This is a genomic window from Streptomyces venezuelae, assembly GCF_008642375.1.
In the GTDB taxonomy this organism is placed as follows: Bacteria; Actinomycetota; Actinomycetes; order Streptomycetales; family Streptomycetaceae; genus Streptomyces; species Streptomyces venezuelae_G.
This window is the reverse complement of record NZ_CP029194.1, coordinates 2,179,418-2,205,464: the sequence shown is the minus strand read 5'-3', so window position 1 is coordinate 2,205,464 and position 26,047 is coordinate 2,179,418. Positions and strand designations below refer to the sequence as shown.

Annotated in this window: 25 protein-coding genes; 18 read left to right on the top strand and 7 right to left on the bottom strand. The window is 72.8% G+C overall.

Annotation, left to right across the window (positions count from 1 at the left end; all coding sequences use genetic code 11):
* The first annotated feature begins 44 nt into the window (after positions 1–44).
* The gene (locus tag DEJ46_RS09775; protein WP_150265257.1) at positions 45–1,055 is read left to right on the top strand and encodes a helix-turn-helix domain-containing protein; all 1,011 of its coding nucleotides are present in this window, start codon (positions 45–47) and stop codon (positions 1,053–1,055) included.
* Here the strand turns inward: DEJ46_RS09775 and DEJ46_RS09770 are convergent.
* On the bottom strand, positions 1,036–1,725 hold the full coding sequence (locus DEJ46_RS09770; RefSeq protein WP_150265256.1) for a TetR/AcrR family transcriptional regulator: 690 nt from the start codon (positions 1,723–1,725) through the stop codon (positions 1,036–1,038). The two genes, DEJ46_RS09775 and DEJ46_RS09770, sit on opposite strands and share 20 nt — an antisense overlap.
* Before the next feature lie 196 nt (positions 1,726–1,921).
* Here DEJ46_RS09770 and DEJ46_RS09765 point away from each other — a divergent pair, with 196 nt between their 5' ends.
* The 5 genes from DEJ46_RS09765 to DEJ46_RS09745 all read left to right on the top strand — a co-directional run bounded on the left by DEJ46_RS09765 (position 1,922) and on the right by DEJ46_RS09745 (position 8,918).
* Positions 1,922–2,845, top strand: a complete 924-nt coding sequence (locus DEJ46_RS09765) for an MBL fold metallo-hydrolase (protein WP_150265255.1) — start codon at positions 1,922–1,924, stop codon at positions 2,843–2,845.
* Positions 2,846–2,934: 89 nt separating this feature from the next.
* Positions 2,935–3,558 (top strand): isochorismatase family protein, encoded by a 624-nt coding sequence (locus DEJ46_RS09760; RefSeq protein ID WP_150265254.1) that lies wholly within the window; start codon positions 2,935–2,937, stop codon positions 3,556–3,558.
* A 217-nt stretch (positions 3,559–3,775) separates the two neighbouring features.
* Positions 3,776–6,463 carry a YfhO family protein gene (locus DEJ46_RS09755; protein WP_150265253.1) on the top strand — a complete coding sequence of 896 codons (2,688 nt, stop codon included), beginning with the start codon at positions 3,776–3,778 and terminating at the stop codon, positions 6,461–6,463.
* Positions 6,464–6,515: 52 nt separating this feature from the next.
* Complete coding sequence (locus tag DEJ46_RS09750) at positions 6,516–7,481, top strand: glycosyltransferase family 2 protein (RefSeq protein WP_150265252.1); 966 nt, start codon at positions 6,516–6,518, stop codon at positions 7,479–7,481.
* Between the two features lie 3 nt (positions 7,482–7,484).
* Complete coding sequence (locus DEJ46_RS09745) at positions 7,485–8,918, top strand: alpha-2,8-polysialyltransferase family protein (RefSeq protein ID WP_223834579.1); 1,434 nt, start codon at positions 7,485–7,487, stop codon at positions 8,916–8,918.
* A 33-nt stretch (positions 8,919–8,951) separates the two neighbouring features.
* Here the strand turns inward: DEJ46_RS09745 and DEJ46_RS09740 are convergent, their stop codons facing one another.
* On the bottom strand, positions 8,952–9,728 hold the full coding sequence (locus DEJ46_RS09740; RefSeq protein ID WP_150265250.1) for a VOC family protein: 777 nt from the start codon (positions 9,726–9,728) through the stop codon (positions 8,952–8,954).
* A 173-nt stretch (positions 9,729–9,901) separates the two neighbouring features.
* Here DEJ46_RS09740 and DEJ46_RS09735 point away from each other — a divergent pair, with 173 nt between their 5' ends.
* Positions 9,902–10,729, top strand: a complete 828-nt coding sequence (locus DEJ46_RS09735; RefSeq protein WP_150265248.1) for a sulfurtransferase — start codon at positions 9,902–9,904, stop codon at positions 10,727–10,729.
* Between the two features lie 134 nt (positions 10,730–10,863).
* Here DEJ46_RS09735 and sepH read toward each other — a convergent pair whose 3' ends face one another.
* Entirely contained in the window at positions 10,864–11,931 is a 1,068-nt protein-coding gene (gene sepH, locus DEJ46_RS09730; RefSeq protein ID WP_150265246.1) for a septation protein SepH, read from the bottom strand.
* Positions 11,932–12,376: 445 nt separating this feature from the next.
* Here sepH and DEJ46_RS09725 point away from each other — a divergent pair, with 445 nt between their 5' ends.
* Complete coding sequence (locus DEJ46_RS09725; RefSeq protein ID WP_411757816.1) at positions 12,377–13,390, top strand: hypothetical protein; 1,014 nt, start codon at positions 12,377–12,379, stop codon at positions 13,388–13,390.
* Positions 13,391–13,393: 3 nt separating this feature from the next.
* Here the strand turns inward: DEJ46_RS09725 and DEJ46_RS09720 are convergent, their stop codons facing one another.
* Together DEJ46_RS09720 and DEJ46_RS09715 are read right to left on the bottom strand one after the other, a co-directional pair.
* Positions 13,394–14,734, bottom strand: coding sequence for a D-arabinono-1,4-lactone oxidase (locus tag DEJ46_RS09720; RefSeq protein ID WP_150265244.1), 1,341 nt, complete (start codon positions 14,732–14,734; stop codon positions 13,394–13,396).
* A complete protein-coding gene (locus DEJ46_RS09715; RefSeq protein WP_150265242.1) occupies positions 14,673–15,938 on the bottom strand; it encodes an MFS transporter in 1,266 nt (421 codons plus the stop codon). Before DEJ46_RS09715 ends, DEJ46_RS09720 begins: the two co-directional genes overlap by 62 nt.
* A gap of 207 nt (positions 15,939–16,145) precedes the next feature.
* Here DEJ46_RS09715 and DEJ46_RS09710 point away from each other — a divergent pair, with 207 nt between their 5' ends.
* Positions 16,146–17,273, top strand: coding sequence for a ferrochelatase (locus DEJ46_RS09710; protein WP_150265240.1), 1,128 nt, complete (start codon positions 16,146–16,148; stop codon positions 17,271–17,273).
* Between the two features lie 36 nt (positions 17,274–17,309).
* Positions 17,310–18,110 (top strand): inositol monophosphatase family protein, encoded by an 801-nt coding sequence (locus DEJ46_RS09705; protein WP_150274275.1) that lies wholly within the window; start codon positions 17,310–17,312, stop codon positions 18,108–18,110.
* Positions 18,111–18,192: 82 nt separating this feature from the next.
* On the opposite strand, the gene DEJ46_RS39090 is transcribed toward DEJ46_RS09705, so the two are convergent.
* Positions 18,193–18,366, bottom strand: a complete 174-nt coding sequence (locus tag DEJ46_RS39090) for a hypothetical protein (RefSeq protein WP_190622533.1) — start codon at positions 18,364–18,366, stop codon at positions 18,193–18,195.
* 383 nt (positions 18,367–18,749) lie between these two features.
* Between DEJ46_RS39090 and DEJ46_RS09700 the strand changes: the two genes are divergently transcribed.
* From DEJ46_RS09700 to DEJ46_RS09685, 4 genes are all read left to right on the top strand, one after another.
* On the top strand, positions 18,750–19,403 hold the full coding sequence (locus tag DEJ46_RS09700) for a response regulator transcription factor (RefSeq protein WP_017237674.1): 654 nt from the start codon (positions 18,750–18,752) through the stop codon (positions 19,401–19,403).
* A gap of 5 nt (positions 19,404–19,408) precedes the next feature.
* The gene (locus DEJ46_RS09695) at positions 19,409–20,647 is read left to right on the top strand and encodes a sensor histidine kinase (RefSeq protein ID WP_150265238.1); all 1,239 of its coding nucleotides are present in this window, start codon (positions 19,409–19,411) and stop codon (positions 20,645–20,647) included.
* 395 nt (positions 20,648–21,042) lie between these two features.
* The gene (locus DEJ46_RS09690) at positions 21,043–21,339 is read left to right on the top strand and encodes a DUF4193 domain-containing protein (protein WP_003955561.1); all 297 of its coding nucleotides are present in this window, start codon (positions 21,043–21,045) and stop codon (positions 21,337–21,339) included.
* Between the two features lie 12 nt (positions 21,340–21,351).
* Entirely contained in the window at positions 21,352–22,443 is a 1,092-nt protein-coding gene (locus DEJ46_RS09685) for a hypothetical protein (protein WP_150265236.1), read from the top strand.
* An 81-nt stretch (positions 22,444–22,524) separates the two neighbouring features.
* Here the strand turns inward: DEJ46_RS09685 and DEJ46_RS09680 are convergent, their stop codons facing one another.
* Positions 22,525–23,091: a DUF3093 domain-containing protein gene (locus tag DEJ46_RS09680; RefSeq protein ID WP_150265234.1), complete on the bottom strand. Its 567-nt coding sequence runs from the start codon at positions 23,089–23,091 to the stop codon at positions 22,525–22,527.
* A gap of 58 nt (positions 23,092–23,149) precedes the next feature.
* On the opposite strand from DEJ46_RS09680, the gene DEJ46_RS09675 reads away from it, so the two are divergent.
* From DEJ46_RS09675 to DEJ46_RS09660, 4 genes are all read left to right on the top strand, one after another.
* The gene (locus DEJ46_RS09675) at positions 23,150–23,734 is read left to right on the top strand and encodes a PaaI family thioesterase (RefSeq protein ID WP_150265232.1); all 585 of its coding nucleotides are present in this window, start codon (positions 23,150–23,152) and stop codon (positions 23,732–23,734) included.
* The gene (gene dut / locus DEJ46_RS09670; protein WP_150265230.1) at positions 23,734–24,246 is read left to right on the top strand and encodes a dUTP diphosphatase; all 513 of its coding nucleotides are present in this window, start codon (positions 23,734–23,736) and stop codon (positions 24,244–24,246) included. Before DEJ46_RS09675 ends, dut begins: the two co-directional genes overlap by 1 nt.
* 1 nt (position 24,247) lies before the next feature.
* Complete coding sequence (locus tag DEJ46_RS09665) at positions 24,248–25,018, top strand: DUF3710 domain-containing protein (RefSeq protein ID WP_150265228.1); 771 nt, start codon at positions 24,248–24,250, stop codon at positions 25,016–25,018.
* A gap of 279 nt (positions 25,019–25,297) precedes the next feature.
* Positions 25,298–25,966, top strand: coding sequence for an ABC transporter ATP-binding protein (locus tag DEJ46_RS09660; protein ID WP_223835452.1), 669 nt, complete (start codon positions 25,298–25,300; stop codon positions 25,964–25,966).
* Positions 25,967–26,047: the final 81 nt, after the last annotated feature.

The following is a 26,047-nucleotide window of genomic DNA, read 5'->3' as shown; positions in this document are numbered from 1 at the left end:
CCGGCGTGAGTGTCCGGAACGACATGCTGCGTACAATTACGGACATGAAGACCGTCGCGCTGGCCGTCACCGAGGGCATGCTGCACTTCGAACTCTCCGTCGCGTACGAGGTCTTCGGAGCCGACCTGACCCATCTGGTCGACCCCTGGTACGACTTCGCCGTCCACGGACCCGGAGCCGTGCGGGTCGGCAGGTTCCGACTGGAGCCCGACCACGGGCTCGACCGCCTCCCGTACGCCGACACGGTGATCGTCCCCGGCTGGGCCGACGTCGACGTGGCACCGCCCGCCGAGCTCGTCGACGCCGTGCGCGCGGCCCACGAGGCGGGCGCGCGGGTGGCCTCCCTGTGCACGGGCGCGTTCGTCCTCGCCGCCGCCGGGCTCCTCGACGGGCGGCGCGCGACCACGCACTGGGCGCACACCCGGGCCCTCGCCGCCCGCCACCCCCGGGTCGAGGTCGATCCGGACGTGCTCTACGTGGACAACGGCACCGTGCTCACCTCCGCCGGCAAGGCCGCCGCGATGGACCTGTGCCTGCATCTGGTCCGCCTCGACCACGGCTCGGCGGTCGCCAACACGGTCGCCCGCCGCCTGGTCGTGCCCCCGCACCGGGCCGGCGGACAGGCCCAGTTCGTCACCGCTCCCGTGCCCGCCCAGGACGACCACCCGCTCACCGCCCTGCTGCCCTGGGTCGTCGAGCGCCTCGACCGGCCGCTGACCGTGGAGGACCTGGCCCGCCGCGCGCGCATGAGCTCGCGCAACCTGGGGCGCCACTTCAGGGCGGCGACCGGGACCACCCCGCTGCAGTGGCTGCTGACGCAACGCATCCGCCGCGCCCAGGAGTTGCTGGAGGCCACCGACGACAGTGTCGAGGCGATCGCGACGGCGACCGGCATGGGCACCGCCACGACGCTGCGCCGGCACTTCAACCGCACGGTCGGGGTGCCCCCGGACACGTACCGCCGCACCTTCCGCGCACGGTCGCGCCCCGCAGGACTCGGCCCCGCAGGACTCGGCCCCGCGGGGTCGGGACTCGTTACGCCTCCGGGGGCGTGACCGGCGGCGTCAGCGCGCGGGTCAGCCGGTCGAGGGCGGTCGCGTCGACGGGTGCGGTGCCCGTGAGGGTGCCGACCAGGGCCTGGGCGAGGACCGTCGCCGTACCGATCCGGGAGTCCTCGCGCTCGTCCCCGGTGGCCTTGCCGATCACGGCGTCGCGCACCGCCCGCGAGATCTCGTCGTCCGCGAACAGCTCGGGGAACGACAGCGCCATCATGCACACGCCCACGTTGGCGGAGAGGATCGACTGTCCGGCCAGCTCGGGGGCCATGCGCAGCCGCCCGGCGTCCCGGCAGCGCTCCACGGCCGTCAGGAGGATGGCCTGCGCCTCCTTGATCGCCTGCGGCTTGGCGTCGCCCGTCGGCGTGAACATCAGGCGGTACAGATACGGGTTGCGCAGCGCGAACGCGACATGGCTGTCCCAGGCCGTCCGCAGGTCCGCCACGGGGTCGTCGGTGAGCGGATTGCGCCTCTTGGCGGCGAGGAAGCGCTCGAAGCCGATGTCGGCGACGGCGGTCAGCAGCCCCTGCTTGTCGCCGAACTGGCGGTAGATCTCGGGCATGCCGACCTTCGCGCGGTCGCAGATGGCCCGGGTCGAGATGGCCAGGGCGTCCTTGGTGGCGAGCAGTTCCTCGGTGGCTTCCAGGATGCGCTCTCGTGCCGTCGACATGGCTCCCACGATAACAGCGCTAACACCGGGACCTGGGGGTTTGCGTCATCCGGGGCCGCCAAGGGTCGCCCGGGGAGGTTCCCGCACACGTCGTTGTTATCGATGATTACGTGATGTGTTAGCGTGATGAACGTCCCAGGGTGGCCGCCTCAGGGACGCCGTCGCCCGTCCGCAACCAGAGAGCTGGTAATCCCCGATGAACCGTTCGACGTTCCTGCGCGCCGCCACCGGCGCCGTCGCCGCCACCGCGGGCATGGCCCTCCTCGCGGCCTGCGGCGGCAGCGAGGACGCCGCGGGCTCCGCCGGCGGCGCGAAAGCCCCGTACGGAGCCGGCGACGCGAAGGCGTTCTCCGTCACGCACGTCGGCGGGCCGACCACGATCCTGGAGATCGCCGGTCTGCGGCTGCTGCTCGACCCGACCTTCGACGCGCCGAAGACATACAAGAGCGGCCTGGAGAAGATCCAGGCCCCGGCGTTCGGCGTCGACGGGATCGGCGAGATCGACGCCGTACTGCTCTCGCACGACCAGCACGACGACAACCTCGACGACAAGGGCCGCGAACTGCTCAGGACCGTGCCCGTCGTGCTCTCCACGCCCGGCGCGCGACAGCGCCTCGGCGACCACGTCACGGGCATGAAGGCCTGGGCCACCCACGAGCTGAAGACCTCCGGCGGCGGCGTCACGGTCACCGCCGTCCCCGCCCTCCACGGACCGGACGGAGTGGACCGCGGCGCGGACGGCGAGGTCACCGGCTTCGTCCTCAGCGGCAAGGGCGTCCCCACCACCTACATCTCCGGAGACAACGCCTCGGTCAAGGTCGCGAAGCAGGTCGGGGACCGGATCAAGAAGGAGATCGGCCCCGTCGACACGGCCGTCCTCTTCGCCGGCGCCGCCCGCACCCCCGCGATCCTCGACAACGCGCCGCTGACTCTCACCTCCAGGAACGCGGCCCTGGTGGCGAAGGACCTCGACCCCCGCAAGGTCGTCCCGGTCCACACCGACAGCTGGAACATCTACTCCGAGGACCTGGCGTCCCTGGTGAAGGCCTTCCGGGCGCAGGGCGTCGACGGGAAGCTCGTCGACCTCGCGCCCGACGGCACCAAGAAGGACCTCTCGTAGGCGCCCGGCGCCGCCTCGCCCCGTAACCGACGTACCGACGTCCCACGAACCCACGAACCCGCGAACCGACGTACCGAAAGGAACTCGCCATGACCGCGTCCACCACCCTGCGCGATGTGATCGGCCTGCCCCAGGACCTCCCGCGCCTCGCCGAGTCCACCCTGATCATGATCGACTTCCAGAACACCTACCGCACCGGCGTCATGCGGCTCGACGGGGCCGAGGAGGCCGTGGCCGCCGGCGCCCGGCTGCTCGCCGCCGCCCGCGCGGCCGGCGCGTCCGTCGTGCACGTCGTCAACGACGGCGGCGAGGGCACTCCCTACGACATCAGGGCCGAGATCGGCTCGATCAGCGCCGAAGTCGCCCCGGTGGAGGGCGAGAAGGTGGTCGTCAAGCAGGTCCCGAACGCCTTCCACGCCACGGACCTGGAGCAGACCCTCAAGGACCTCGGCGTCGGGGCCGGCGCCGACCTGGTCCTCGCCGGATTCATGACGCACATGTGCGTCCTCTTCACCGCGCAGGGCGCCTTCAACCTCGGCTACCGCCCGACCGTGGTCGCCGAGGCCACCGCCACCCGCCCCCTGGCCGCCCCGGACGGCACCGTCCTCGCGTCCGCAGCGCTCCAGACGGCGAGCCTGACGACGGTCTCCGACCTGTTCGGCACGGTCGCCCGCACGGTCGACGAACTCGCCGCCGCGACACCGGCCGGCTGACCCACGCACAACTGACCCACGCACGGCCGGCCCACCTATAGCCGATCCACGCACAGCCCACCCATGAAAGCACCGACCGCACCGGGAGTTCACCCGGGGTGTACCGGAAAACCGCCTGATGATCGGTTGCGGGTCGCCCGCCTCGGCGGTAATGGCGGTCGGCCCGTGACGACTCCACCTCCGGGCGTTCCCGCTCCGTGCGCCCCCTGGAGGACGTGTGCCCCCCGCCGCCGAGACCGTGCTCGACGAGGTCGACGGCGAGGAGGGGGACGGCGGGGCCCGGCGCCGGCCGGGACCTCGGCCGTGGTACCGACCGGTCCCGGCCGTCGCCGCCCCGCTCGCCGCCTCCCTGTTCACCGCCGTACTGCTCTGCCTCGCGACCGCGCTGTCCCGCACGTACCCCTTCGGGCCCGTGACCAGGAACATCGTCGACCTCGGCCAGCAGTACCTGCCGTTCCACGCGTACTGGCGCGCCCTGCTCCTCGGCGAGACGCACGGCGACGCCTTCCTCAACTGGAACTCCGGCTTCGGCTCCAACTTCCTCGGCGACATCGGCACCTACCTGAGCAGCCCCTTCGCCCTGCTGGTCGTCGCCTTCCCGGCGGACCGGATCGAGCTCGCCCTGTACGTCGTCACGGCCGCCAAGATCAGCGCCGCCGGCGGCGCGGCCGCGCTGCTGCTCGTACGGCTGCGCCCCGGCCCCTGGCCCGTCGCCGCCGTGCTCGGCACCGCTTATGCCCTTTCCGGCTGGACCCTCGACCACGGCGCCACCGTCCCCATGTGGCTCGACGGGCTCCTCGCCTTTCCGCTGCTCTGCCTGGTCGCCGAGTGGGCCCGCACCGGCCGCCGGCCCGTCCTCGGCCCCGTGATCGTCGCCCTGGCCTGGATCGCCAACTTCTACACCGCGTACATGGCCACCCTCGGCGCGGCCGTCTTCCTCGCCGTCAGGCTCCTCACCACGGAAGGGACCGCGACCTCCAGGCAGCGGATCGCAGGGGCCCTGCGCGCCGCACGGAGCGTGCTCATCGGCATCGGGCTCGCCGCACCGCTCGTCGTGGTCGTCTTCCTCGGCACGAAGGTCGCCGACCCGACACCCGCGACCACCTTCGCGCCCGCCGCCTGGACGGATCTCCTCGCCCGGTTCCTGCCCGCCACGTCGGGCGTGATCAGCCCCGCCCTCTTCATCGGTACGCCTGCCCTCGCGCTCGCCCTGACCCTGCCCTTCAACCGGGCCGTCGCCGTGCGCGTCCGGGCGGGCTGGACGGCGGCGGTGGTCCTGGTGACGCTCTCCCTCCAGTGGGAGCCCACCCATCTGCTCTGGCACGCGGGCGCCTCGCCCAACGGCAATCCGTACCGTCAGACCTTCGTCCTGAGCGGCCTCCTGCTGATCGCCGCCTGGCTGTCGGTCGCCCGGGGAGTGCCCCGGCCGCCCGCGCTCCTCGCCGGCGGCGCACTGCTCGGGGCCGTGGCGTGGGCGGCCCGCGACAGCGTCGAGATCGACGACCGGACCTTCCTCGCGTTCCTCGTCGCCGCGGCCCTGACACTCGCGGCGGCCCTCCTCGCCGGGGCGGCCGCCCGCCGGAAGGCCGCGGGCGCCCGTGCGACCGCTACCGGCCTGACCATCGGCCGCACCTGGCCCGCCGCCCTGGCCGTGGTCCTCTTCGTCGCCGCCCAGGCCGGCGAGACGGTCGTCACCGGCAAGCGGATCGACGAACAGCAGCGGAGCGAGGTCTTCTGGTCGCCCCGGACCGGCCCCTGGCACACGTCCGCCGCCCGCGAGGTCGCGCGCGCGGACGCCTGGCCCCGCTACCGCACGGACCCCGGAGAGGTGCCCGGCGGCAACGACGTCCTGCTCGTCGGAGGCCAGGGCGCCGACTACTACAGCAGCCTCACCGCCGACGTGACCTCCTCCACCCTCGCCGCCCTGGGGTTCGGTTACTACGCCAAGGGCCGGCACCCGGTCACCCTCGACAACCCGGTGACCGACGTCCTCTTCTCCATCGGCACCCGGATGCGTTCGGAGCCCACGGAGCCGGTACGGCAGGACGCGCGGCCCCGCGCCGAGGTCACCGCCGCCACGACCCCCGTGCCACCCCTGGTGACCGTCCGCCCCCGCACGGCACGTGCCCCGCGCCCGGGAGACTCCGCCTTCGTCCGCCAGGAACTCCTCCTCGGCTCCTCGGTGTACGAGCTGCCGCGGGACACGCGCCGCACCGGACGCACCCTCACCGCCCGCTGCCCGGCGGGCTCCGAAGTCTGGCTCTGGGCACCCGAGTACAAGGGCTCGGCGACACTCACGGGGGAGGAAGCGGGTGCCGTACCAGCGGGGGAGGGGACGCGTGCCGTACCCGCGGGGAAGCGGACGGGGCCCGTCGACTTCGACGGCAGGCCTCCCGCCGTACGCGCGCCCATGCAGGCCCTCGGGACCGTGCCCGCCTCCGGCGAGGTGCGCATCGACCTGCTGCCCGAGGAGGCCGGGATCAGGCTGCCCCGGCAACCCGTCGGCTGCCTCGTCCGGGCCCGGCTCGACTCCGCCGTACGTCAACTCACCGCCACCGGCGCCACCCACGTGAGCGCCGGCGGCCACAGCGTCACGGCCGAACTGCCCCCGGGCAGCACGGGCGTCGCCGTGCTCGCCGCGCCCCGCATCTCCGGCTGGCGCTGTGCCGCGGGCGACGCGGACGCCGTACCCGCCCGCGCGTACCAGGGGCTCGTCGCCGTTCCCCTCGACGGGCGGGCGACCGAGGTGAGCTGCTCCTTCCGGCCGCCGGGCCTCCGTCTCGGCGGCGCCGTCGGGGCGGCCGCCCTCCTCGCCCTGGCCGCGACGGCGGGTTTCCACCGGAGACGACAAGAGTTCACCCGGAGTGCACCCGAGGATCGTTCGGCCGGAAAATCGGACGGCTAACCTGCCCGCCGTACCGGCGTTTGATCTGTTCGATTCAGTGTGGGGATTCCGAGTGCCAAAGCTGTCCGTCGTCGTCCCGTTCCACAATGTCGGGCCCTATGCGCCCGACACCCTGCGCAGTCTCGCGAACAACGCGAACCCGGAATTCGAGTTCCTGCTGATCGACGACTGCTCGACCGACGACACCCCGGAAATCCTCGACCGCTGGCGTGACCGCCTCCCGAACGCCACCGTCATCCGCCACGAGACGAATCTCGGCGTCGCCCAGGCTCGCAACACCGGAATCGACGCGGCGAAGGGCGACTACCTCACCTTCCTGGACGGCGACGACTGGTACGCGCCCGGCCACCTGAGCGCCGCCGTGGCCGGAATCTCCCGCCTGGACTGCGATTTCGCCCGTACCGACCACGTCCTGGCGGAAGGCCGGAAGCGGCAGATCCGCTACGCCCCCGCCAAGCTCCGCGACGCGGTGATGGACCCCAGGGACGGCATCTCGCCCGCCAGCATGGTGACGATGGTCGACTATCCCTTCGTCCCCTTCGGCATTTACAGCGGACGGCTCTTCGAGAACGGCGCCTCGCGTTTCGAGACCTCGCTGAAAACCGCCGAGGACCGTCTCTGGGTCTGGCGCCTCCACCTCAAGGCCCGGACGTTCGCGGCGCTTTCCCTTCACGGTGTCTTCTACCGCCGGGGCGTCACCACCTCGCTCACCCAGATCACCGACAACCGGCAGCTCGACTTCATCACCTCGTACGACCTCCTGCTCGAAGACGTCTCCCGGGATGCCGAGGCGGACCGCTTCCTGCCGAAGGCCGTCCGCACCTACTGCGCGATGATCGCCTTCCACATGGGCAAGGTCGGGAAGTACGAGCCCGAGGTCGCCGCACGGCTGCGCACCGACGTCGGCGACGCCCTGCGCCGCATGCCGCAGCAGGTCCTCGACGAGACCCTCACCACCATGGACACCCCTCGCAGCACCCTCCTCCGGAGCCTGCGCGAAACCGGAAGGACCGCCTGACCCATGGCTCCCGACACGAACTCCGCCATGGCCTCCGGCTCGGCCCCCGACCCCCGCCGGGTGCAGATCTTCCAGGTGTCCACCCTCTACGGCGCCGCGACCCTCGCGGCCGCGCTGGACGCCGGACAGTTCGGCCCCCGCGAGGACGCCCGCCGGCTCCTGCTGATCTCGCACAACGCCGAGATCCCGGAGACCGCGCTGCGCCTGGAGACGATGACCGGTTACGAGCGGATCGCCGCCCGCTTCGACGGCACGCTCGACTGGAACGAGACGATCCACCCGTACCACCCCGCCGCCTGGGCGCCCCGGCCCGAGGAGAGCCCGCTCTGGCAGCGCGTGCTGCGGACCGCCTGGGGCCTCGGCACGGCGCGGGTCGAGCTGGTCGTCGAGTCGATCCAGGTCAACCCGGCCAAGGCCCTCGCCGCCGCCTTCCCCGAGAGCTCGGTCGACGTCTACGCGGACGGCCTCATGAGCTACGGCCCGACGCGCTCCGACCTCGCCCAGTCGATCGCCATCCGCATCCGCCGGGTCCTCCACCTCGACCTCGTACCGGGGCTGCGGCCCCTGCTCCTGAGCGAGTACGGGGTCGAGCCCGAGCTCGTCCCCGACAGCGCCTTCCGGGCGGTGCTCGCCGAGATCGCCGAAGCCTCCCTGGCCGACGAGCGGGCGGGCGCGGAGGCGACCTCGCCGGTCGCGCGGGCCGTCGCCGCCGAGCCCACGGCGCTCCTGCTCGGCCAGTACCTCGCCGCCCTCAACCTCCTCACCGCCGAGGAGGAAGAGGAGCTGCACGTACGGATGCTGCGCGGCGCGGCGGCGGCCGGACACGACTCGGTGGTCTTCAAGCCGCACCCGACCGCGCCCGTGCGCTACTCGCAGGCCCTCGACGAGGAGGCGGCGGAACTCGGCGTGCGGCTGACGGTCCTCGACGGGCCGCTGCTCGCAGAGACCTTCTACGAGCGGTGCCGGCCGCGGCTCGTCGTCGGCTGCTTCTCCACGGCGATGCTCACCGCCGCCGTCTACTACGGCATCCCGATCGCCCGCGTGGGCACGGTCGAGGTCCTCGAACGGCTCACCCCGTTCGAGAACAGCAACCGGATCCCCCTCACCGTCGTCGACCACCTGGTCGCGGACCTGGAGGCGGGCGAGGAGCCGGCGGTCCCCGGCACGGCTCCGGACTCGCTCTCGCCCCTGGTGCGGGCCGTCGGCTACTGCATGCGGCACAAGAGTCACCCGGGGCTCCGCGAGGAGGCCACCCGCTTCCTGGCCGGGCACCACGCGGAGCCGGGCATCGCGCACCACTTCACCGAGCTGCGGCTGACCCAGCTCGGTCTCCCGGGAGCGCCCGAGCCCACCACCCCGGAGCCGACGGCCGTCCCCGCCCCCGCCACCGGCACGTCGCTGTTCCGCCGCGGCTTCGCCAGGGCCCGCCGGACCTGACCCGGAGGGCAGGGGCCGGGGGACCGTGACGACTCACTGGTGGTCGACGGACCTGACGAGCGTGAACACCGCGCCCTCAGGGTCCGTCACCAGCGCCTGCCGCCCCGCCGTGCCCTCCCTCGGCGGCTTCAGCACGTGCCCGCCGAGGTCCGTCACCAGCCGCGCGGCCCCGTCCGTGTCCTCGACCTCGAAGTACGTCATCCAGTGCGCGCCCCGCTCCCGGGGCAGCGCGTTCCCGACGCCGTGCAGGGAGGCCACCGGGCGGTCGTCCAGGTGGAGCGTGGCGAAGTCGAAGTCGGCCGAGACGACCGGTTCCACCTCGTAGCCGAAGATCGACCGGTAGAACTTGGCGACCGAGGACGTCTCGTACGTGAGGAGCTCGTTCCATACGGGGGTCCCCGGCGGTCCGGCGGTCGCCGTGCCGTGGTGCGCCTCCGCCTGCCAGATGCCGAAGACCGCGCCGACCGGGTCGGAGCAGAGCGCCAGGCGGCCGGCCTCGCCCGCGTCCAGCGGGCCGACCGCGACCGTGCCGCCGCAGCAGCGGATCGTCTCGGCGGTCTCGTCGGCGTCGTCGGTGGCCAGATAGGGGGTCCAGGCGATGGGCAGATGCCGGTCGGGCGGCAGCTGGCCGATGCCCGCCACCTCCTCGCCGTCGAGCAGTGCCCGGACGTACGGGCCGAGGTGCTGCGGGCCGGGCACGAACTCCCAGCCGAAGAGCGCGCCGTAGAACTCCTGTGTCCCGTCAAGCCCGTGCACCATCAGGCTCACCCAGCAGGGCGTGCCGGGTGTGCGCCGGGTCGCCTCGGTCATCGTCACCCTCTCCTCGGACCATCGTCGTGGCCGTGCCGCGTGCCTCATGGCCGATGGTCGCACCGACGGGCGGGCCGCGCGTCCCGGCCGCACCGACCGTGGGGGGCGCGTTGTGGCGCGAGGGCGCCGGGATGTCCCCCCGCGGCCGTGCCGGCTGCGCGAGGATGGCACCCATGAACCCCATCATCTCCGCAAGCGAACTTCTGAGCGAGTCGGCCGGGGCCCGGCCGCCGGTTCTCCTGGACGTCCGCTGGACGCTCGGCGGCCCGCCCGGACGGCCCGCGTACGAGGCCGGTCACCTCCCCGACGCGGTCTACGTCGACCTGGACAGTGAACTGGCGGGACCGCCCGGGCGCGGTGGGCGGCACCCGCTGCCCGACGTGGCGGCCTTCGGGGCAGCGATGCGGCGAGCGGGTGTCTCGGCGGGCCGGCCCGTCGTCGTCTACGACGGCGGCCTCGGCTGGGGCGCCGCCCGCGCCTGGTGGCTGCTCCGCTGGACGGGCCACCCCGACGTGCGGGTCCTGGACGGCGGCCTCGCGGCCTGGACGGGAGAGCTCTCCGAGAAGACCCCCGAGCCGGAGCCGGGCGACTTCCGGCCGGAGCCGGGCGCCCTGGGGCTGCTCGACGCCGACGGGGCCGCCGAGCTGGCCCGAGCCGGGCTGCTCCTGGACGCCCGGGCGGCGGAGCGCTACCGGGGCGATGTGGAGCCGATCGACCGGGTCGGCGGGCACATCCCGGGTGCGGTCTCGGCCCCGACGACGGAGAACGTGGACGCGGACGGCCGTTTCCTGGACGCCGCCGCCCTGCGGGACCGCTTCACCGCCCTGGGCGCGGCCGAGGGCTCCCCGGTGGCGGTCTACTGCGGCTCGGGCGTCTCGGGTGCGCATGAGGTCCTGGCCCTGGAGATCGCGGGCATCCCCGCGGCGCTCTACGCCGGGTCCTGGTCGGAGTGGTCCGGCGACCCCGCCCGCCCGGTGGCCACGGGCCCGGACCCGCAGTAGGACCAGGAGGGCCACGCGTCCGTACGCAGGACGCACCCGTACGCAGGACCAAGCGCGAAGGGGCCCGCGCCGACCAGCTGCCCGGCGCGGGCCCCTCACGTCTCCCTCACATGTTCCTCATCCGCCTCCGCGGATCACTCCTGCTTCTTGCGCCGGGTGCCGAAGACGATCTCGTCCCAGCTCGGCACCGCGGCGCGGCGGCCGGGGCGGACGCCGTCGGCCTCGGCCTGGCGGTCGGTGGTGCCGGTGAGGCGGTCGCGGTGGCCCGAGACGGCGCGCGGCATCAGGACATCGGCGTACGCGGCACCCGCGCCCGCCGAGGCGGCCGGGGCCGGGGGCTCCTCCGCCTCCGGCTCCTCCGAGGGCTCCGTCTCCGGAGGCTCGGGCACGACCATGTCGCCGCGGAAGTTCGGGACGGCCTCCAGGAGGCTCGTCAGCGTGTCCCGCTCCTCCTCCGGCTCGGGCGCCGGGGCCGGGGCCGGCCGCTCCAGCCGCTCCAGCTGGCGGTCGAGCGCCCGGTCCAGGGGCCTGTCCCGGGGCAGCCGGGCGATGCGCGGCACGAAGGGGAAGCTCGGCTCGGGCGCGGCGGCGATCGTGTCGTCCGTCTCGCCGATCAGCGCACGCGCCTCGTCGTCCACGGCCTGGACGAGCCGCCTGGGCGGGTCGTACGTCCAGCTGGCCGTGTGGACCTCGCCCGCGACGCGGTAGACGAGCAGCACCTCCCAGGTGCCGTCGTCGCGCCTCCACGAGTCCCACTGCACGGTGTCCTTGTCGGCGCCGCGCAGCAGCAGCCGCTCCTGCACCGCCTCGCCGAGCTGCGGGCCGCTGTTCTCCCCGGGCCTGCGGACCGGGGTCTTGCGGGCCCGCTCCGCCATGAAGGCACGCTCCGCGAGGACGGGGCCCTCGAAGCGGCGCACGCGGTCGACGGGGATGCCGGCGAGCTGGGCGACCTCCTCCGCGGAGGCACCGGCTCGTATCCGCGCCTGGATGTCGCGGGGGCGGAGGTGGCTCTCCACCTCGATCTCGATCTGACCGAGGCGCGCGCGGTCGTTGCGCACGGCGGCGCGGAGGCGCTCGTCGATCGGAAGTGTGTACTCCGTGCTGTCAGCAGCCTTCAGCACCAGTCGTGTGCCGTCGTTGGAGACGGCCACGACACGCAGTTCGGGCATGGGGACCTCCCGGGTGGTGCCTGCCGACGTCACGTGCGTCGCTGCTTCCGCTAGTCGAGTGTGGCCTGCCCGGGTGCAGCCTGCCACTACCTTGCCGAGTTGCCCGGCGTGTCGGGCATGGACCCTGGAGCGCCGTTATGGCACGGTTACCTGTTCGCCACTCAGAGTGACTGACGGTCACGCTGTGCAGCGGGTCTCCGTGCGGTGCAGCGGCGCCGCCGGTTCGAGTGCCACGTTCGGCCCCCTCCCCGATCCCGGGCACCCGTGAAGGCGTCCGGTCCCAGGGTTCGCCAATGTACTCCATTCGGGCCACTTGGGTGGACCGGCGCGCCGCCCAACTTCTCGGGCGGTACGGGAGTTGAGTCTCCGCGATCTTGCCCCGCACGTGTCCCTCTTCACAGAACCGGCGGAACCGGAACTATTCCCTTCGCCTATTTGTCCCTTCTGGGTGCAAGGCGAACGGATGAGCCATCAGGGGTTGGAGATGCGTCACAGGCCGGAGACCGACACGGACGAGCCGGGGAATCCGGAGAAGGCGGAGGTGGGACGGGGCACGGACACGGCGGGGGAGAGCGGTCCCGGCAGGAGAAGGATCGACCTGAGCGTGGCTCAGGTCTCGGGCAGCGCCCTGGCCGCCGTCATCGCCGCCAAACTCGCCTCGACCCTCGGGGTGTACGGCACGATCCTGGGCGCCGGAGTGATCAGCGTCATCGCCACCTGCGGCGGCCCGCTCTTCCAGCACCTGTTCAGGCGCACGGGCGAGCAGGTGCGCGACGCGACCGCCGCCGCCAGGCCGAAGGCCCGTCAGGTGCCGTTCCCGGCCGCCCGCGCGGCGGGTGACGGGGACCGGCACACCCTGATGCTCGGCACGGTCCCGCCGCCCGGTTCCGCGGACTCCGTCCCGTACGACGAGGAGTTCGGCGCCGCGACCACGCACGGCACCCGCGTCCGCGGCTGGAAGCGCCCGGCGATCGCCGCGGCCCTGGTCTTCGGCGTCACCATGGGCGGGATCACCGCCTACGAGCTGGTCTCGGGCCGGGACTTCAGCGGCACCCAGGGGACCACCACCTTCGGCTCCGTCGTCCGAGGCGGCGGGAGCTCCGGGCAGGACGCCCCGGACCGGGGAGAGAACCCCGCGCCGACGCCCTCCGGCTCCGCCGGCGACACCGGGCAGCGGGAGGACGGCGACGGCACGCCCGCGACGGGCGCCACGCCGGACCCGGAGAAGCCGGGCACCGGCACCGCGACCCCCGATCCGGACCCGACGTCCTCGGGCACCACCGACGGCGGGCCGACTCCTGCGCCGGACCCGACCGGCCCGACCACCGGCCCCACGACCGGTCCGACCGACCCGGCCGGGCCGACGGAGCCCACGACCGGTCCGACCGGACCCACGGACCCGGTGACGCCGACGGCGCCGACCGAGGCCCCGACCACAGGCGCCGCCGCCCCCGGGACCCCGACGGCACCGGCCGCGGGCGACGCCGGCTGACGGTCAGTCGCCCAGGACCCGCCGCAGGTAGTCGTTGGCGAAGAGCCGGTCCGGGTCCAGCCGGTCGCGCAGCGCCGTGAACTCGGCGAAGCGCGGGTAGACCTCGGAGAAGTAGGCGGCGTCACGGGTGTGGATCTTGCCCCAGTGGGGGCGCCCCCCGTGCGCCGTCATGATGCGCTCCACCGCGGTGAAGTAGCCGCGGTGGGGCGTTCCCTTGTAGAGGTGGACGGCGATGTAGGCGGTCTCCCGCCCGGAAGCCGTGGACAGCGCGATGTCGTCCGCCGGGGCGGTGCGCACCTCCACCGGGAAGCTCACCTTGAGCGGCGAGCGCTCGACCATCTCCTTGACCTCGCGCAGCGCGGAGACCGCCGCCTCACGCGGCAGCGCGTACTCCATCTCCAGGAAGCGCACGCGGCGCGGCGAGGTGAAGACCTTGTACGGGATGTCGGTGTACGTACGGGCCGACAGGGCCCGGCTGGAGACCTTGGCGATCGAGGGGATGACCGGCGGGACCGCGCGGCCCACCGAGCAGGCGAGCTGGAAGAGCCCGTTGGAGAGGAGCTCGTCCTCGATCCAGCCGCTGACCTTCCCGGGAGGAGCGGCGGGGCCGGCGCTGCGGTTGTTGCGCTTGGTGTTGCAGTTGTCCGTGTGGGGGAACCAGTAGAACTCGAAGTGCTCGTTCTCCGCGTGCAGCGCGTCGAACTCCGAGGTGACCCGGTCGAAGGTCATCGGCTCCTCGCGGGCGGTCAGCAGGAAGACCGGCTCCACTGCGAAGGTGATGGCGGTGACCACGCCGAGGGCGCCGAGCCCGATCCGGGCGGCCGCGAAGACCTCGGGGTTCTCCTTCTCGGAGCAGGTGAGCAGCTCGCCCGATGCCGTCACCAGCTCCAGCTCGCGGATCTGCGCCGCTATCGAGGCGGAGTCACGGCCCGTGCCGTGGGTGCCCGTGGAGGTGGCCCCGGCGACGGTCTGCTCCATGATGTCGCCCATGTTCGTGAGCGACAGGCCCTCCCGGGCCAGTGCCACGTTGAGCCGCTTGAGCGGGGTGCCCGACTCGACCGTGACGGTCATCGCCTCGCGGTCGATGCGCCGGATGCCGGTCAGCAGCCCCGGCCTGATGAGTACGCCGTCGGTGGCCGCGATCGAGGTGAAGGAGTGGCCGGTGCCGACCGTCTTCACCCGCAGCCCGTCCGCGGCCGCCCTGCGCACCACCTCGGCCAGCTCCTCGGCCGAGGCCGGGCTCGCCTCCCGCACAGGCCGGGAGGTGACGTTCCCCGCCCAGTTACGCCACGGGCTGCTCGCCGTCCTGGTGCTCCCCGACCCCGCTGCTGTCGTCCCGCTCACGCTTCCCCTCCCGGTCCGGCGCCGGCCTGCTCAGCCGGCGGTGTCCGAGGAGACCCACCGCGACCGCGAGCGCACCCGAGACGACGGGCACCACGTACCCCGCCTCCGCCCCGGACGCGTCGACCACCCAGCCGGCGGCCGAGGAGCCCAGCGCCACGCCGATCGCGAGCCCGGTACCCGTCCAGGTCATGCCCTCGGTCAGCTTGGTGCGCGGTACGTGCGCTTCGACGAGGGCCATCGTGGTCACCATCGTCGGTGCGATGGACAGGCCCGCGACAAAGAGCGCCACGGCCAGCAACGGCAAGTTCCCGGCCAGTAGGAGGGGGATCATACTCACGGCCATCGCGCAGACGCCCAGGAGCCAGCGGCGGGACGGCTCGCCCTTGAGGTGCAGGAGTCCGAAGACCGCGCCGGCGAGGCAGGAGCCCAGGGCATAGACGGCCAGGACGAGGCTCGCGGCGGCCTTGTGCCCCTGCTCCTCGGCGAAGGCCACGGTCACCACGTCCACCGAGCCGAAGATGGCTCCGGTGGCGACGAAGGCGAGGGCCAGCACCTGGAGACCGGGGGAGCGGAGCGCGGACACGCTCTTCTCGCCGCTCACCCGGGGGTGCGGCACCGGCTCCGTGCCGCGCTGGGAGGTCAGCCAGAAGACGCCGATGGCCAGGAACACCGCGGCGAACAGCGGTCCGGCCTCGGGGAACCAGGTCGTGGACAGGCCGATGGAGATGATCGGGCCGAAGATGAAGCACACCTCGTCGACGATCGACTCCCACGAGTACGCGGTGTGCAGGCGCCGCTCGTCGCCCCGGTAGATCTCCGCCCAGCGGGACCGGGTCATCGCGCCGATGCTCGGCACACAGCCGATGACGGCCGTGAAGACGAAGAGCGTCCAGTCCGGGGCCTGCTGCTGCACGCAGACGAGGAGTCCGGCGGCAGCGGCGAGCGAGATCAGCGTCACCGGGCGGAGCACCTTGCGCTGTCCGTGCCGGTCGACCAGGCGCGAGACCAGCGGACCGAGGACGGCGGCGGACATCGCGAGCGTCGCCGAGAGGGCGCCCGCCAGCCCGTACCTGCCGGTGACCTGCGAAATCATGGTGACGACGCCGATGCCCATCATGGACAGCGGCATGCGCCCGAAGAATCCGGCGACGGAGAACGAGGTGGTGCCGGGCGCGGTGAAGATCGCGCGGTAGGGGCTGGGCAAGAGGATCTCCGGATCTCCGTGCTTCGGAGCGGGCTCCGCGCGACGAATCAACACGTGTAATTAATAGCTAAAGCCTACGGTGTTGAAGTCGATCGGTCATCCCCCTTTTTTCGGACGACGACCGCCTTTTCGGACGAGTACCGCTCCGCGCGCGCCGTCCGACGGGCCGCGCCCTCCGGCACCGGAGTCGGGTGGGAGGATCGGGCCATGTCCGATCAGCACGATCCCGCCCCGTACGACGCCCTGCTGCTGCTCTCGTTCGGCGGCCCCGAGGGCCCGGACGACGTGGTCCCGTTCCTGGAGAACGTGACGCGCGGCCGAGGCATTCCGAAGGAACGGCTCAAGGAAGTGGGGCAGCACTACTTCCTCTTCGGCGGCGTCAGCCCGATCAACGACCAGAACCGCGCGCTGCTCGACGCGCTGCGGACGGACTTCGCGGAGGCCGGCCTCGACCTCCCGGTCCACTGGGGAAACCGGAACTGGGCGCCGTACCTCACCGACACCCTCCGCGAGATGATCACCGACGGCCGGCGTCACATCGCCGTCCTCACCACCAGTGCGTACGCCTCCTACTCGGGCTGCCGCCAGTACCGCGAGAACCTCGCCGACGCGCTCGCCACCCTGGAAGCGGAGGGGCTCCCGCTGCCCCGCGTCGACAAGCTCCGGCACTACTTCAACCACCCCGGCTTCGTCGAGCCCATGGTCGAGGGCGTCCTCGCCTCCCTCGCGGAGCTCGACCCGTCCGTCCGCGACGGGGCCCACCTCGCCTTCACCACCCACTCCATCCCCGACTCCGCCGCAGACAGCTCGGGACCGGTCGCCGAGCACGGCGAGGGCGGTGCCTACGTGCGCCAGCACCTCGACGTGGCCCAGGTGATCGTCGAGGCCGTCCGCGAGGCGACCGGCATCGCGTACCCCTGGAAGCTCGTCTACCAGTCCCGCAGCGGCGCCCCGCACATCCCGTGGCTCGAGCCCGACATCTGCGACCACCTGGAGGAGCTGCACGGTGCCGGGGCGACCGCGGCCGTCATGGTCCCCATCGGCTTCGTCTCCGACCACATGGAGGTCCTCTACGACCTCGACACGGAGGCCACGGCCAAGGCGGCCGAACTCGGCCTGCCCGTCCGGCGCTCGGCGACCGTCGGGGCCGACCCGCGGTTCGCCGCGGCCGTCCGCGACCTCGTCCTGGAGCGGGCCGCGGGCGAGCGGGGCACGCGGGTGGAGCGGTGCGCCCTGGGCGCCCTCGGAGCCTCCCACGACCTGTGCCCCATCGGCTGCTGCCCGGCGAGGGCGGAGCGCCCCGCGGCGGCCGGCGCCGACAGCCCGTACGCGTAAGGAGCCCCTGTGACCGACCTGAACGGCGTGACCGACGTGAGCGACCCGCTGCTCGCCAAACTGCTCGACCTCGGCCTGGAGGCCGCACGGCGGGCCGGAGCCCTCCTCCGCGACGGCCGGCCGGACGACCTGGCCGTGGCGAAGACCAAGTCGAGCCCCATCGACGTCGTCACCGAGATGGACATCGCCGCCGAGAAGCTGATCACCGGCTTCCTCTCCGAGCACCGCCCACAGGACGGCTTCCTCGGCGAGGAGGGCGCGTCGAGCCCCGGCACCAGCGGGATCCGCTGGGTGATCGACCCGCTCGACGGCACCGTGAACTACCTCTACGGCCTGCCCACCTGGGCGGTCTCCATCGCCGCCGAGCGGGACGGCGAGACCGTGGTCGGCGTGGTCGCGGCGCCCATGCGCGGCGAGACGTACCGCGCGGTCCTCGGCGGCGGCGCGTACGCGGGGGAGCGGCGCCTCGCGGCCCGTCCCTCGCCCGAGCTCGGTCAGGCCCTCGTGGGCACCGGCTTCGGATACGTCCAGTCCCGCCGCGCCCACCAGGCCGACGTGGCTCGGCGCGTGATCCCGCGCGTCCGCGACATCCGCCGCGGCGGCTCGGCCGCGATCGACCTCTGCGACGTCGCGGCCGGCCGCCTCGACGCGTACTACGAGCGCGGACTCAACCCCTGGGACCTCGCCGCGGGAGCGCTCATCGCCCGCGAGGCCGGCGCCCTCACGGGTGGCCGGCCGGGAGAGCCGGAGTCGGGCGACCTGACCCTGGCCGCCTCCCCGGGCCTCTTCGCGCCCCTCCAGGAGCTCCTGGAGGAGCTCGGCGCCTGGCACGACTAGCGGATTCCGGGTCTCCCGCGAGGCCGGACGCGCGAGGGCCCGGAGCCGCTACGGCTCCGGGCCCTCGCGCGTGTGAGGCCGGTCAGTGGCCCGGCGAGGCGACCTCCACGCCGTGCTCGGCGGCCAGGCGGTGCAGGTCGTCAAGCTCGGCCTGCTCGACATCCGCGAGGAAGTCGTCGCCCGTCTCACGAGCGCGCGTGAGGTCGGTCTGCGTGGCCCTGATCCGGTGCAGCAGTCCTGCGGTGAAAGCGTCCATCGTGCGCCCCCTCGTCGTGGGTCCGGTGGCACGGGGGTGTGCCGAGGGTGGGTGGATCACACACTGCTGCCTCTGGGGGACAGAAGGCGGTAGGTGGCGCGCCACATACAGGGCGTGATCACGGGGTGTGCAGTCGTCCTCCCCACCCCCTTCCTCACAGAAACCTCAACTGGCCCGTGAATCAGGTGAATTCTTCGCGAGCCGCTGACGGAGGGGCTCGCGCCCGCCGCGCGCCCCCGCCCCACCACCCCCGCGCCCCGAGCCCCGCACATCCGTCTTACAGCCGGTTTACGCGCGTTCGGGGCAGGATGGACACGCACAGTCAGTGCTCAGGTTTTCAGCCGGTCCCCCTTCGGACCGCGGCTCAAGGGAAGGACTACGACGTGCGCGTACTCGTCGTCGAGGACGAGCAGCTGCTCGCCGATGCGGTGGCCACCGGACTGCGCCGGGAGGCCATGGCCGTCGACGTCGTGTACGACGGCGCCGCGGCCCTGGAGCGCGTCGGGGTGAACGACTACGACGTCGTCGTCCTCGACCGCGACCTCCCGCTCGTCCACGGCGACGACGTCTGCCGCAAGATCGTCGAGCTCGGCATGCCCACGCGCGTGCTGATGCTCACCGCGTCCGGGGACGTCAGCGACCGCGTCGAGGGCCTGGAGCTCGGCGCGGACGACTACCTGCCCAAGCCCTTCGCCTTCACCGAGCTCACCGCCCGCGTCCGCGCGCTCGGCCGGCGCACCACGGTGCCGCTCCCGCCCGTCCTGGAGCGCGCCGGCATCAAGCTCGACCCGAACCGCCGCGAGGTCTTCCGCGAGGGCAAGGAGGTCCAGCTCGCGCCGAAGGAGTTCGCCGTCCTGGAGGTCCTCATGCGCAGCGAGGGCGCCGTCGTCTCGGCCGAGCAGCTCCTGGAGAAGGCCTGGGACGAGAACACCGACCCGTTCACCAACGTCGTGCGCGTCACTGTCATGACCCTGCGCCGCAAGCTCGGCGAGCCCCCGGTCATCGTCACCGTGCCCGGCTCCGGGTACCGGATCTGACCCCGATGCCCACGACCTCCGCGCCGCACCCCCAGGCGCCGCCGAAACCGACCTGGGACCCCCGGGACCCCGTCCGGCCGCTGCTGCGCCCGACCATCCGGATACGGCTCACGCTGCTGTACGGCGGGATGTTCCTGATCGCCGGCATCCTGCTGCTCTCGATCATCTACCTCTTCACGGCGCAGACGCTGGGGGAGAGCGCGGCCAAGCTGCCGTTCGAGATCGTCGAGGGGAAGGTGCAGCCCACCACCTCCTGGTGCGACCTGCCCGTCCAGGGAACCGGCCAGCAGTTCAACGACGCCGTCTCGGTCTGCCTGCGGCACCAGACCGACCTGGCGCTCGACGACCTCCTGCGCCGCTCGCTCTTCGCCCTGCTCGGCCTGAGCATCATCGCCTTCGCCTTCGGCTACGCCATGGCGGGCCGGGTGCTCTCCCCGCTGGGCCGGATCACCCGCACCGCCCGCCAGGTGGCCGGTTCCGACCTGGCCCGCCGGATCGAGCTGGACGGCCCCGACGACGAGCTCAAGGAGCTCGCCGACACCTTCGACGAGATGCTGGAGCGCCTGGAGCGGGCCTTCACCGCCCAGCAGCGCTTCGTCGCGAACGCCTCGCACGAGCTGCGCACCCCGCTCGCGATCAACCGCACGCTCCTGGAGGTCCACCTCTCGGACCCCGGGGCACCCGTGGAGCTCCAGCAGCTCGGCAAGACCCTGCTCGCCACCAACGAGCGCAGCGAGCAGCTCGTGGAGGGCCTGCTGCTGCTCGCCCGGAGCGACAACCAGATCATCGAGCGCAAGGCCGTCGACCTCGCGGAGGTCGCCTCCCGGGCGATCGACCAGACGCACGCCGAGGCCGTGGCCAAGGGCGTGGAGATCCGGGGCGAGCGCGAGCCCGCCGTCGTCCAGGGCAACGGCGTCCTGCTGGAGCGGATCGCGCTGAACCTGCTCCAGAACGCCGTGCGGTACAACGTGCCGGAAGGAGGCTGGGTCGAGGTCACCACCGAGACCGAGCACGGACAGGCCTTCCTGATCGTCTCGAACACAGGACCGGTGGTCCCCGCGTACGAGATCGACAACCTCTTCGAGCCGTTCCGGCGGCTCCGGCAGGAGCGCACCGGCAGCGACAAGGGGGTCGGTCTCGGCCTGTCGATCGCCCGGTCCGTGGCTCGCGCCCACGGCGGCCGTATCATCGCGGAGCCCCGCGAGGGAGGCGGTCTCGTGATGCGCGTCACTCTGCCGATCTGACACACTGCACGAGCCGACCGGTTCCGTTCGCTTTGCGCGGAATTCCCGGGCCCCGATTCTGAGACGCTCATGTGTGATCGATCACAGGAGAGGGTGTCCGGACCTCCACTCTCCGTGACCGAGAAATCCCTCGGAAAACCAGGAAAAGTCCGGGTTTCCGGGGCCCGGAATGACGGGAAGTACACGGGGTGGCGCCTGTGAAGGGCGCCCGGAGGACCGTGTACGGTCCGGTTCGCCACCCGAAGCCGATCACTCGTGAGAGCGCGCGACGGGTGTCGATTGAGTAACAGACCTTGATGTGAGGCAAAATCTCCGCCTCAGGTCGGGCACAAGTCCGACCTCTCACGCGTTACGTGCGCTGGAGACACCGCAACTACCCAGAGGGGGAGAGCGACATGGCAACGGATTACGACACCCCACGCAAGACCGACGACGACGTCGACTCGGACAGCCTTGAAGAACTGAAGGCCCGCCGGAACGACAAGTCGACCTCGACGGTCGATGTCGACGAGTTCGAGGCCGCCGAAGGCCTGGAGCTGCCCGGCGCCGACCTCTCGAACGAGGAGCTGGCCGTCCGGGTCCTGCCGAAGCAGGCCGACGAGTTCACGTGCATGAGCTGCTTCCTCGTGCACCACCGCAGCCAGCTGGCGCGGGAGAAGAACGGCCAGCCGATCTGCCGCGACTGCGACTGAGACCGCTCGGCCGTGGCAGGCGAGACACCGTCCCGGAAGCGGCGTCTGCGGCTCCCTGGGAGCCCGCTGACGCACAAGGGCGGCACGAGCCCGGCAGAGGGTGCCCTGGAGGCCCCTGACGCCGAGCAGGCCGCCCCCCTGCCCTCCCTCGGCGCACGTGACGACGAGCGGGGCCCTTCGGCCTCGCTCGAAGCGGTCGTCGCGGACATCGAGGCGATAACGGGTGTGCGCGTCGAGCCGGGCCCCGGTCAGGGCGCCGGGCCGGACGCGGCGCCGCTCCCCGCGGAGCGGACCGAGGGTGACCGGGGCGAAGCGCGCAACGGGCGACTGGACGCCGTCAGGCGGCTGGCCAACCCGACGCGGGCCCGACTCGACAAGATCAAGATTGATTCCGACCGGATCGAAGCCGTCCGGCGCGGCGTCGCGCGCAGCGTCAAGGACGGCGTGAAGCGCGGCGGCGACAGCGCCAAGGCCGGCATCGGCCATCTGGCCGACCGGCTGATCGACCTCGCCCCGCGGATCCCGGTCCGCGACCTGGCGACCCTGCAAAGACAGTTCCCCGGGCTCGGTCCCGAGGCGATCGCCGACAAGCTCGTCCTGGGCGCGGCGAACGCGAGCTCGACCGTCGGTGCCGGCATCGGCGCCGCCGCCATGCTGCCCGTACCGCCGGCCATGCCGGCCGAACTGGCGGCCGAGATCACCGGCGTCGCCGCCGTCGAACTCAAACTCATCGCCGAACTGCACGAGGTGTACGGACTGCGCCCGCAGGGCCGGCTCACCCAGCGTTCGATGGCCTACCTGACCTCCTGGGCCGAGGAACGGGGCATCGACCCCTCCAAGCCCACCACGGTCAACGCGGCGCTCGGCGGGCAGCTCAAACGCGAGCTGCGCCAGCAGATCATGAAGCGCATGGTGCGCAACCTGCCGAACCTCACACCCTTCATGGTCGGCGCCGCCGTCGGCGCGGTCATGAACCGGCGCGACACCAAGAAGCTCGCCGCACACATCCGCAAGGACCTGCGCGCCCGCCAGGTCCCCTGGGACGTCCTCGGGGACCTGCCCCCGCTGGAGCAGCCCGAGAACCCGAAGGAGCTCGGCTTCTAGGGAGAGTGCCTTGTCGATCAGGCCGGATCAGGGCTCACGGCCGGGCCGGACGGGAGCCCGGCCCGGATCGCGGTGCCGGGATCAGGCCTCGGCGCGCACGGCGTCCAGGGCGGCCACCAGGGCCTCCGGCTCACGGCTCGACAGGTACGCATACGGCGTCGGGTCCGTCGGGTCGGTGATCTCGACCCGTACCGCCCGCGGCACATAGCTGCGCATCAGCATGAAGGCGCGCGGGTCCGCCTTGTAGGTGCGCCAGGCGCGCGCCTCCTCCTCGTCCAGCACCTCGGCCGCCCCGAGCGCCGAGACCGGGATCCGGGCGTCGCCCGCCACGAGCGAGCCCGCCACCACCCGGATCCGGGCGGAGCCGTACGAGGAGACCGCGGCGCCGGCGAGCACCGCCGCCACGATCAGACCGCCCAGCGTCGGGACCGTACCCAGCGGGAACATGACCAGGCCGCCGGAGAGACCGAGCAGGCCCGTGATGACCCACCACGCGCGGGGCGCCGTCAGCCGCTCGTCGAAGCGTGGCGCGACCGCCGCCGAGGCCCCCACCGGGGACGACGCGACGGGCGCCTCGACGGGTGTCCCGGCGGACGGCACCGCCGAGGGCTCGGAGGAGGGGGCGGGGGACGGCACGGAAGGCTGCATGCGTCCAAGCTTGGCACGGCGCGACCCGCGCCCGGCCGCGCGGGTAAGGTCTGCGCCTGTGACTGCAACATCTGCCGCCCTCACCCCGCCGGCCGACGCCATACCGCCGGTACGCCACCCCGACGCCCCGGCCCCCGGCGAGCTGCTCGGTGCCCACTACGAGTACTGCTTCGGGTGCGGCGGCGGGCAGCCCCACGGCCTGCACCTGGAGGCCCGGGCCGGCGAGGGTGTGACCGTCACTGCCGAGTTCACCGTGACCACCGACCACCAGGGCGCCCCCGGCCTCGCGCACGGAGGCGTCCTCGCCACCGCCCTCGACGAGACCCTCGGCTCCCTGAACTGGCTGCTGCGGGTCATCGCCGTGACCGGCCGGCTGGAGACCGACTTCCGCCGTCCCGTCCCGGTCGGCACCGTGCTCCACCTGGAGGCCGCGGTCACCGCCGTGCACGGCCGCAAGATCTTCTCGACCGCCGTCGGCCGGATCGGCGGGCCCGAGGGCCCCGTCGCCGTCCGCGCCGACGCCCTCTTCGTCGAGGTCAAGGTCGACCACTTCATCGACAACGGCCGGCCGGAGGAGATCCAGGCCGCCATGTCCGACCCCGACCAGGTCCGGCGCGCCCGCGCCTTCGAGGTGAACCCCTGATGCGCAACCCTGTCGACGTACTGATCCGCCGCGTGGACCCCGACGTGCCGATCCCGGCCTACGGGCACCCCGGCGACGCCGGCGCCGACCTCGTGACCACCGAGGCCGCCGTCCTCGCCCCCGGGGAGCGCGCCGTGCTGCCCACCGGGGTCTCCATCGCGCTGCCGGACGGGTACGCGGCCTTCGTGCACCCGCGCTCCGGCCTGGCCGCCCGCTGCGGAGTCGCGCTCGTGAATGCCCCGGGGACGGTGGATGCCGGGTACCGTGGAGAGATCAAAGTGATCGTGGTCAATCTCGACCCGCGCGAGAGCGTGCGGTTCGAGCGGTTCGACCGGATTGCCCAACTGGTCGTCCAGCAGGTCGAGAAGGTTCGCTTCCACGAGGTGGCGGAGCTTCCCGGCTCGGCGCGGGCCGAGGGGGGCTTCGGGTCCACCGGCGGCCATGCCGCCGTGGACGGCGCAACGGGTGGGAATCGATACGCTTCGGTCGTATCCGACCGGGAAGGACAGTGACGTGTTCGGACGTCGCAAGAAGAGCGGTGCCGCTGAGGACGCAGCGGGCGAGGCCGAGCAGGTCGTCGAGGAGGTCGGGTCCCGCGACGGTGAGGCCTCGGCCGAGGCGCCGCGTCGGGTGAACCTTCCGCCGGCGCCCCGGCCCGACGGGCCGTGGGACATCTCCGAGGTCACGACGCCGGAGGACGGCCGTGTCGACCTCGGTGGCATCTTCGTGCCCGGAGTCGAGGGCATGGAGCTGCGGGTCGAGGTGGCGGGCGACGCGATCGTCGCGGCCACCGTCGTCCTGCGTGACAGCGCCGTGCAGCTCCAGGCCTTCGCCGCCCCGAAGAAGGAGGGCATCTGGGGCGAGGTCCGTGACGAGATCGCCACGGGCATCGTCCAGCAGGGCGGAGTGATCGACGAGGTCGAGGGCCCCCTCGGCTGGGAGCTGCGGGCCCAGGTCCCCGTCCAGCTGCCGGACGGCAACCGCGGCGTGCAGCTCGTGCGCTTCGTGGGTGTCGACGGACCCCGCTGGTTCCTGCGCGGAGTGATCTCCGGGCAGGGCGCGGTGCAGCCTGAGGCTGCCGGGCTCCTGGAGCAGATCGTGCGGGACACCGTGGTCGTCCGCGGTGACGGCCCGATGGCCCCGCGCGACCCGATCGTCCTCAAGCTGCCGAACGACGCGCAGATGGTGCCGGACGGTGTCCAGCAGGAGGAGCAGGCGAACTCCCGCTTCTCCGGCGGCATGGGCCAGCTCCAGCGCGGCCCGGAGGTCACCGAGATCCGCTGAGCCGCGATCGAGGTCCATCGAGGTCCGATGATCGCGGACGCGCATCGACGAACGAGCGGTGGGCCGCTTCCCGTACGAGACGTACGGGAAGCGGCCCACCGGCCGTTTTCGCGCCGCTTCCTCCACCCCTCTCCCTGTCCGTACGGTCGTGGGCTCTGGCCCTGGGGCCCGGCGGCGGACCATACTGGCGCGCAGGTGTTCGAGGAGGGGGAGCGCGCGGTGAGTGAGAGCAGCACACGGTCCGGAACGGCCGTCGCCGAGGACCCGGCCGGCACGCCGATGGTCCGGGTCGAGGACCTCCGGCGCTCGTACGGCAGGGGCGAGGCCGCCGTCCACGCCCTGCGCGGGGTCACCTTCGACATCCCGCGCGGCGAGCTCGTCGCCCTGAAGGGCCGCTCGGGCTCCGGCAAGACGACCCTGCTCAACCTCGTGGGCGGCCTCGACACCGCCGACGGGGGCCGGATCGTCATCGACGGCACCGACCTCTCCACGGTCGGCGAGAACGGACTCCTGGAGCTGCGCCGCGACCGGATCGGCTTCATCTTCCAGTCCTTCGGGCTCCTCCCGATCCTCTCCGCCGCCGAGAACGTCGGCGTACCGCTGCGGCTGCGCAGGGCCGACCCGAAGGAGCGCGAGGAGCGGGTCGCCCTGATGCTCGGTCTGGTGGGCCTCGCCGACCACGCCGACCAGCGGCCCGGCGAGCTCTCCGGAGGCCAGCAGCAGCGGGTCGCCATCGCCCGTGCCCTCGCCAACAAGCCGGCCCTGCTGATCGCCGACGAGCCGACCGGCCAGCTCGACGCGGAGACCGGGCTCGCCGTCATGGAGCTGCTGCGCGCGGTGGTGCGCAGCGAGGGCTGCACGGCCCTGGTCGCCACGCACGACCCGCAGCTCCTGGGCCTGGCGGACCGGGTCCTGGAGCTCAGCGACGGCGAGATCATCGAGCACTGAGGCCGGGCCGCCCGACCGGGGCCGCCCGACCGGGGCCGCGGTCCAGGTCGGCCGATCCGGGGCTGTCGGCCTTCGGACATC

Bases quoted from the DNA above. Each gene is read 5' to 3' on its own strand.
- DEJ46_RS09775 (WP_150265257.1), top strand. From the start codon at position 45: ATGAAGACCGTCGCGCTGGCCGTCACCGAGGGCATGCTGCACTTCGAA.
- DEJ46_RS09770 (WP_150265256.1), bottom strand. From the start codon at position 1,725: ATGTCGACGGCACGAGAGCGCATCCTGGAAGCCACCGAGGAACTGCTC.
- DEJ46_RS09765 (WP_150265255.1), top strand. From the start codon at position 1,922: ATGAACCGTTCGACGTTCCTGCGCGCCGCCACCGGCGCCGTCGCCGCC.
- DEJ46_RS09760 (WP_150265254.1), top strand. From the start codon at position 2,935: ATGACCGCGTCCACCACCCTGCGCGATGTGATCGGCCTGCCCCAGGAC.
- DEJ46_RS09745 (WP_223834579.1), top strand. From the start codon at position 7,485: ATGGCTCCCGACACGAACTCCGCCATGGCCTCCGGCTCGGCCCCCGAC.
- DEJ46_RS09740 (WP_150265250.1), bottom strand. From the start codon at position 9,728: ATGACCGAGGCGACCCGGCGCACACCCGGCACGCCCTGCTGGGTGAGC.
- DEJ46_RS09735 (WP_150265248.1), top strand. From the start codon at position 9,902: ATGAACCCCATCATCTCCGCAAGCGAACTTCTGAGCGAGTCGGCCGGG.
- DEJ46_RS09710 (WP_150265240.1), top strand. From the start codon at position 16,146: ATGTCCGATCAGCACGATCCCGCCCCGTACGACGCCCTGCTGCTGCTC.
- DEJ46_RS39090 (WP_190622533.1), bottom strand. From the start codon at position 18,366: ATGGACGCTTTCACCGCAGGACTGCTGCACCGGATCAGGGCCACGCAG.
- DEJ46_RS09695 (WP_150265238.1), top strand. From the start codon at position 19,409: ATGCCCACGACCTCCGCGCCGCACCCCCAGGCGCCGCCGAAACCGACC.
- DEJ46_RS09690 (WP_003955561.1), top strand. From the start codon at position 21,043: ATGGCAACGGATTACGACACCCCACGCAAGACCGACGACGACGTCGAC.
- DEJ46_RS09680 (WP_150265234.1), bottom strand. From the start codon at position 23,091: ATGCAGCCTTCCGTGCCGTCCCCCGCCCCCTCCTCCGAGCCCTCGGCG.
- dut (WP_150265230.1), top strand. From the start codon at position 23,734: ATGCGCAACCCTGTCGACGTACTGATCCGCCGCGTGGACCCCGACGTG.
- DEJ46_RS09660 (WP_223835452.1), top strand. From the start codon at position 25,298: ATGGTCCGGGTCGAGGACCTCCGGCGCTCGTACGGCAGGGGCGAGGCC.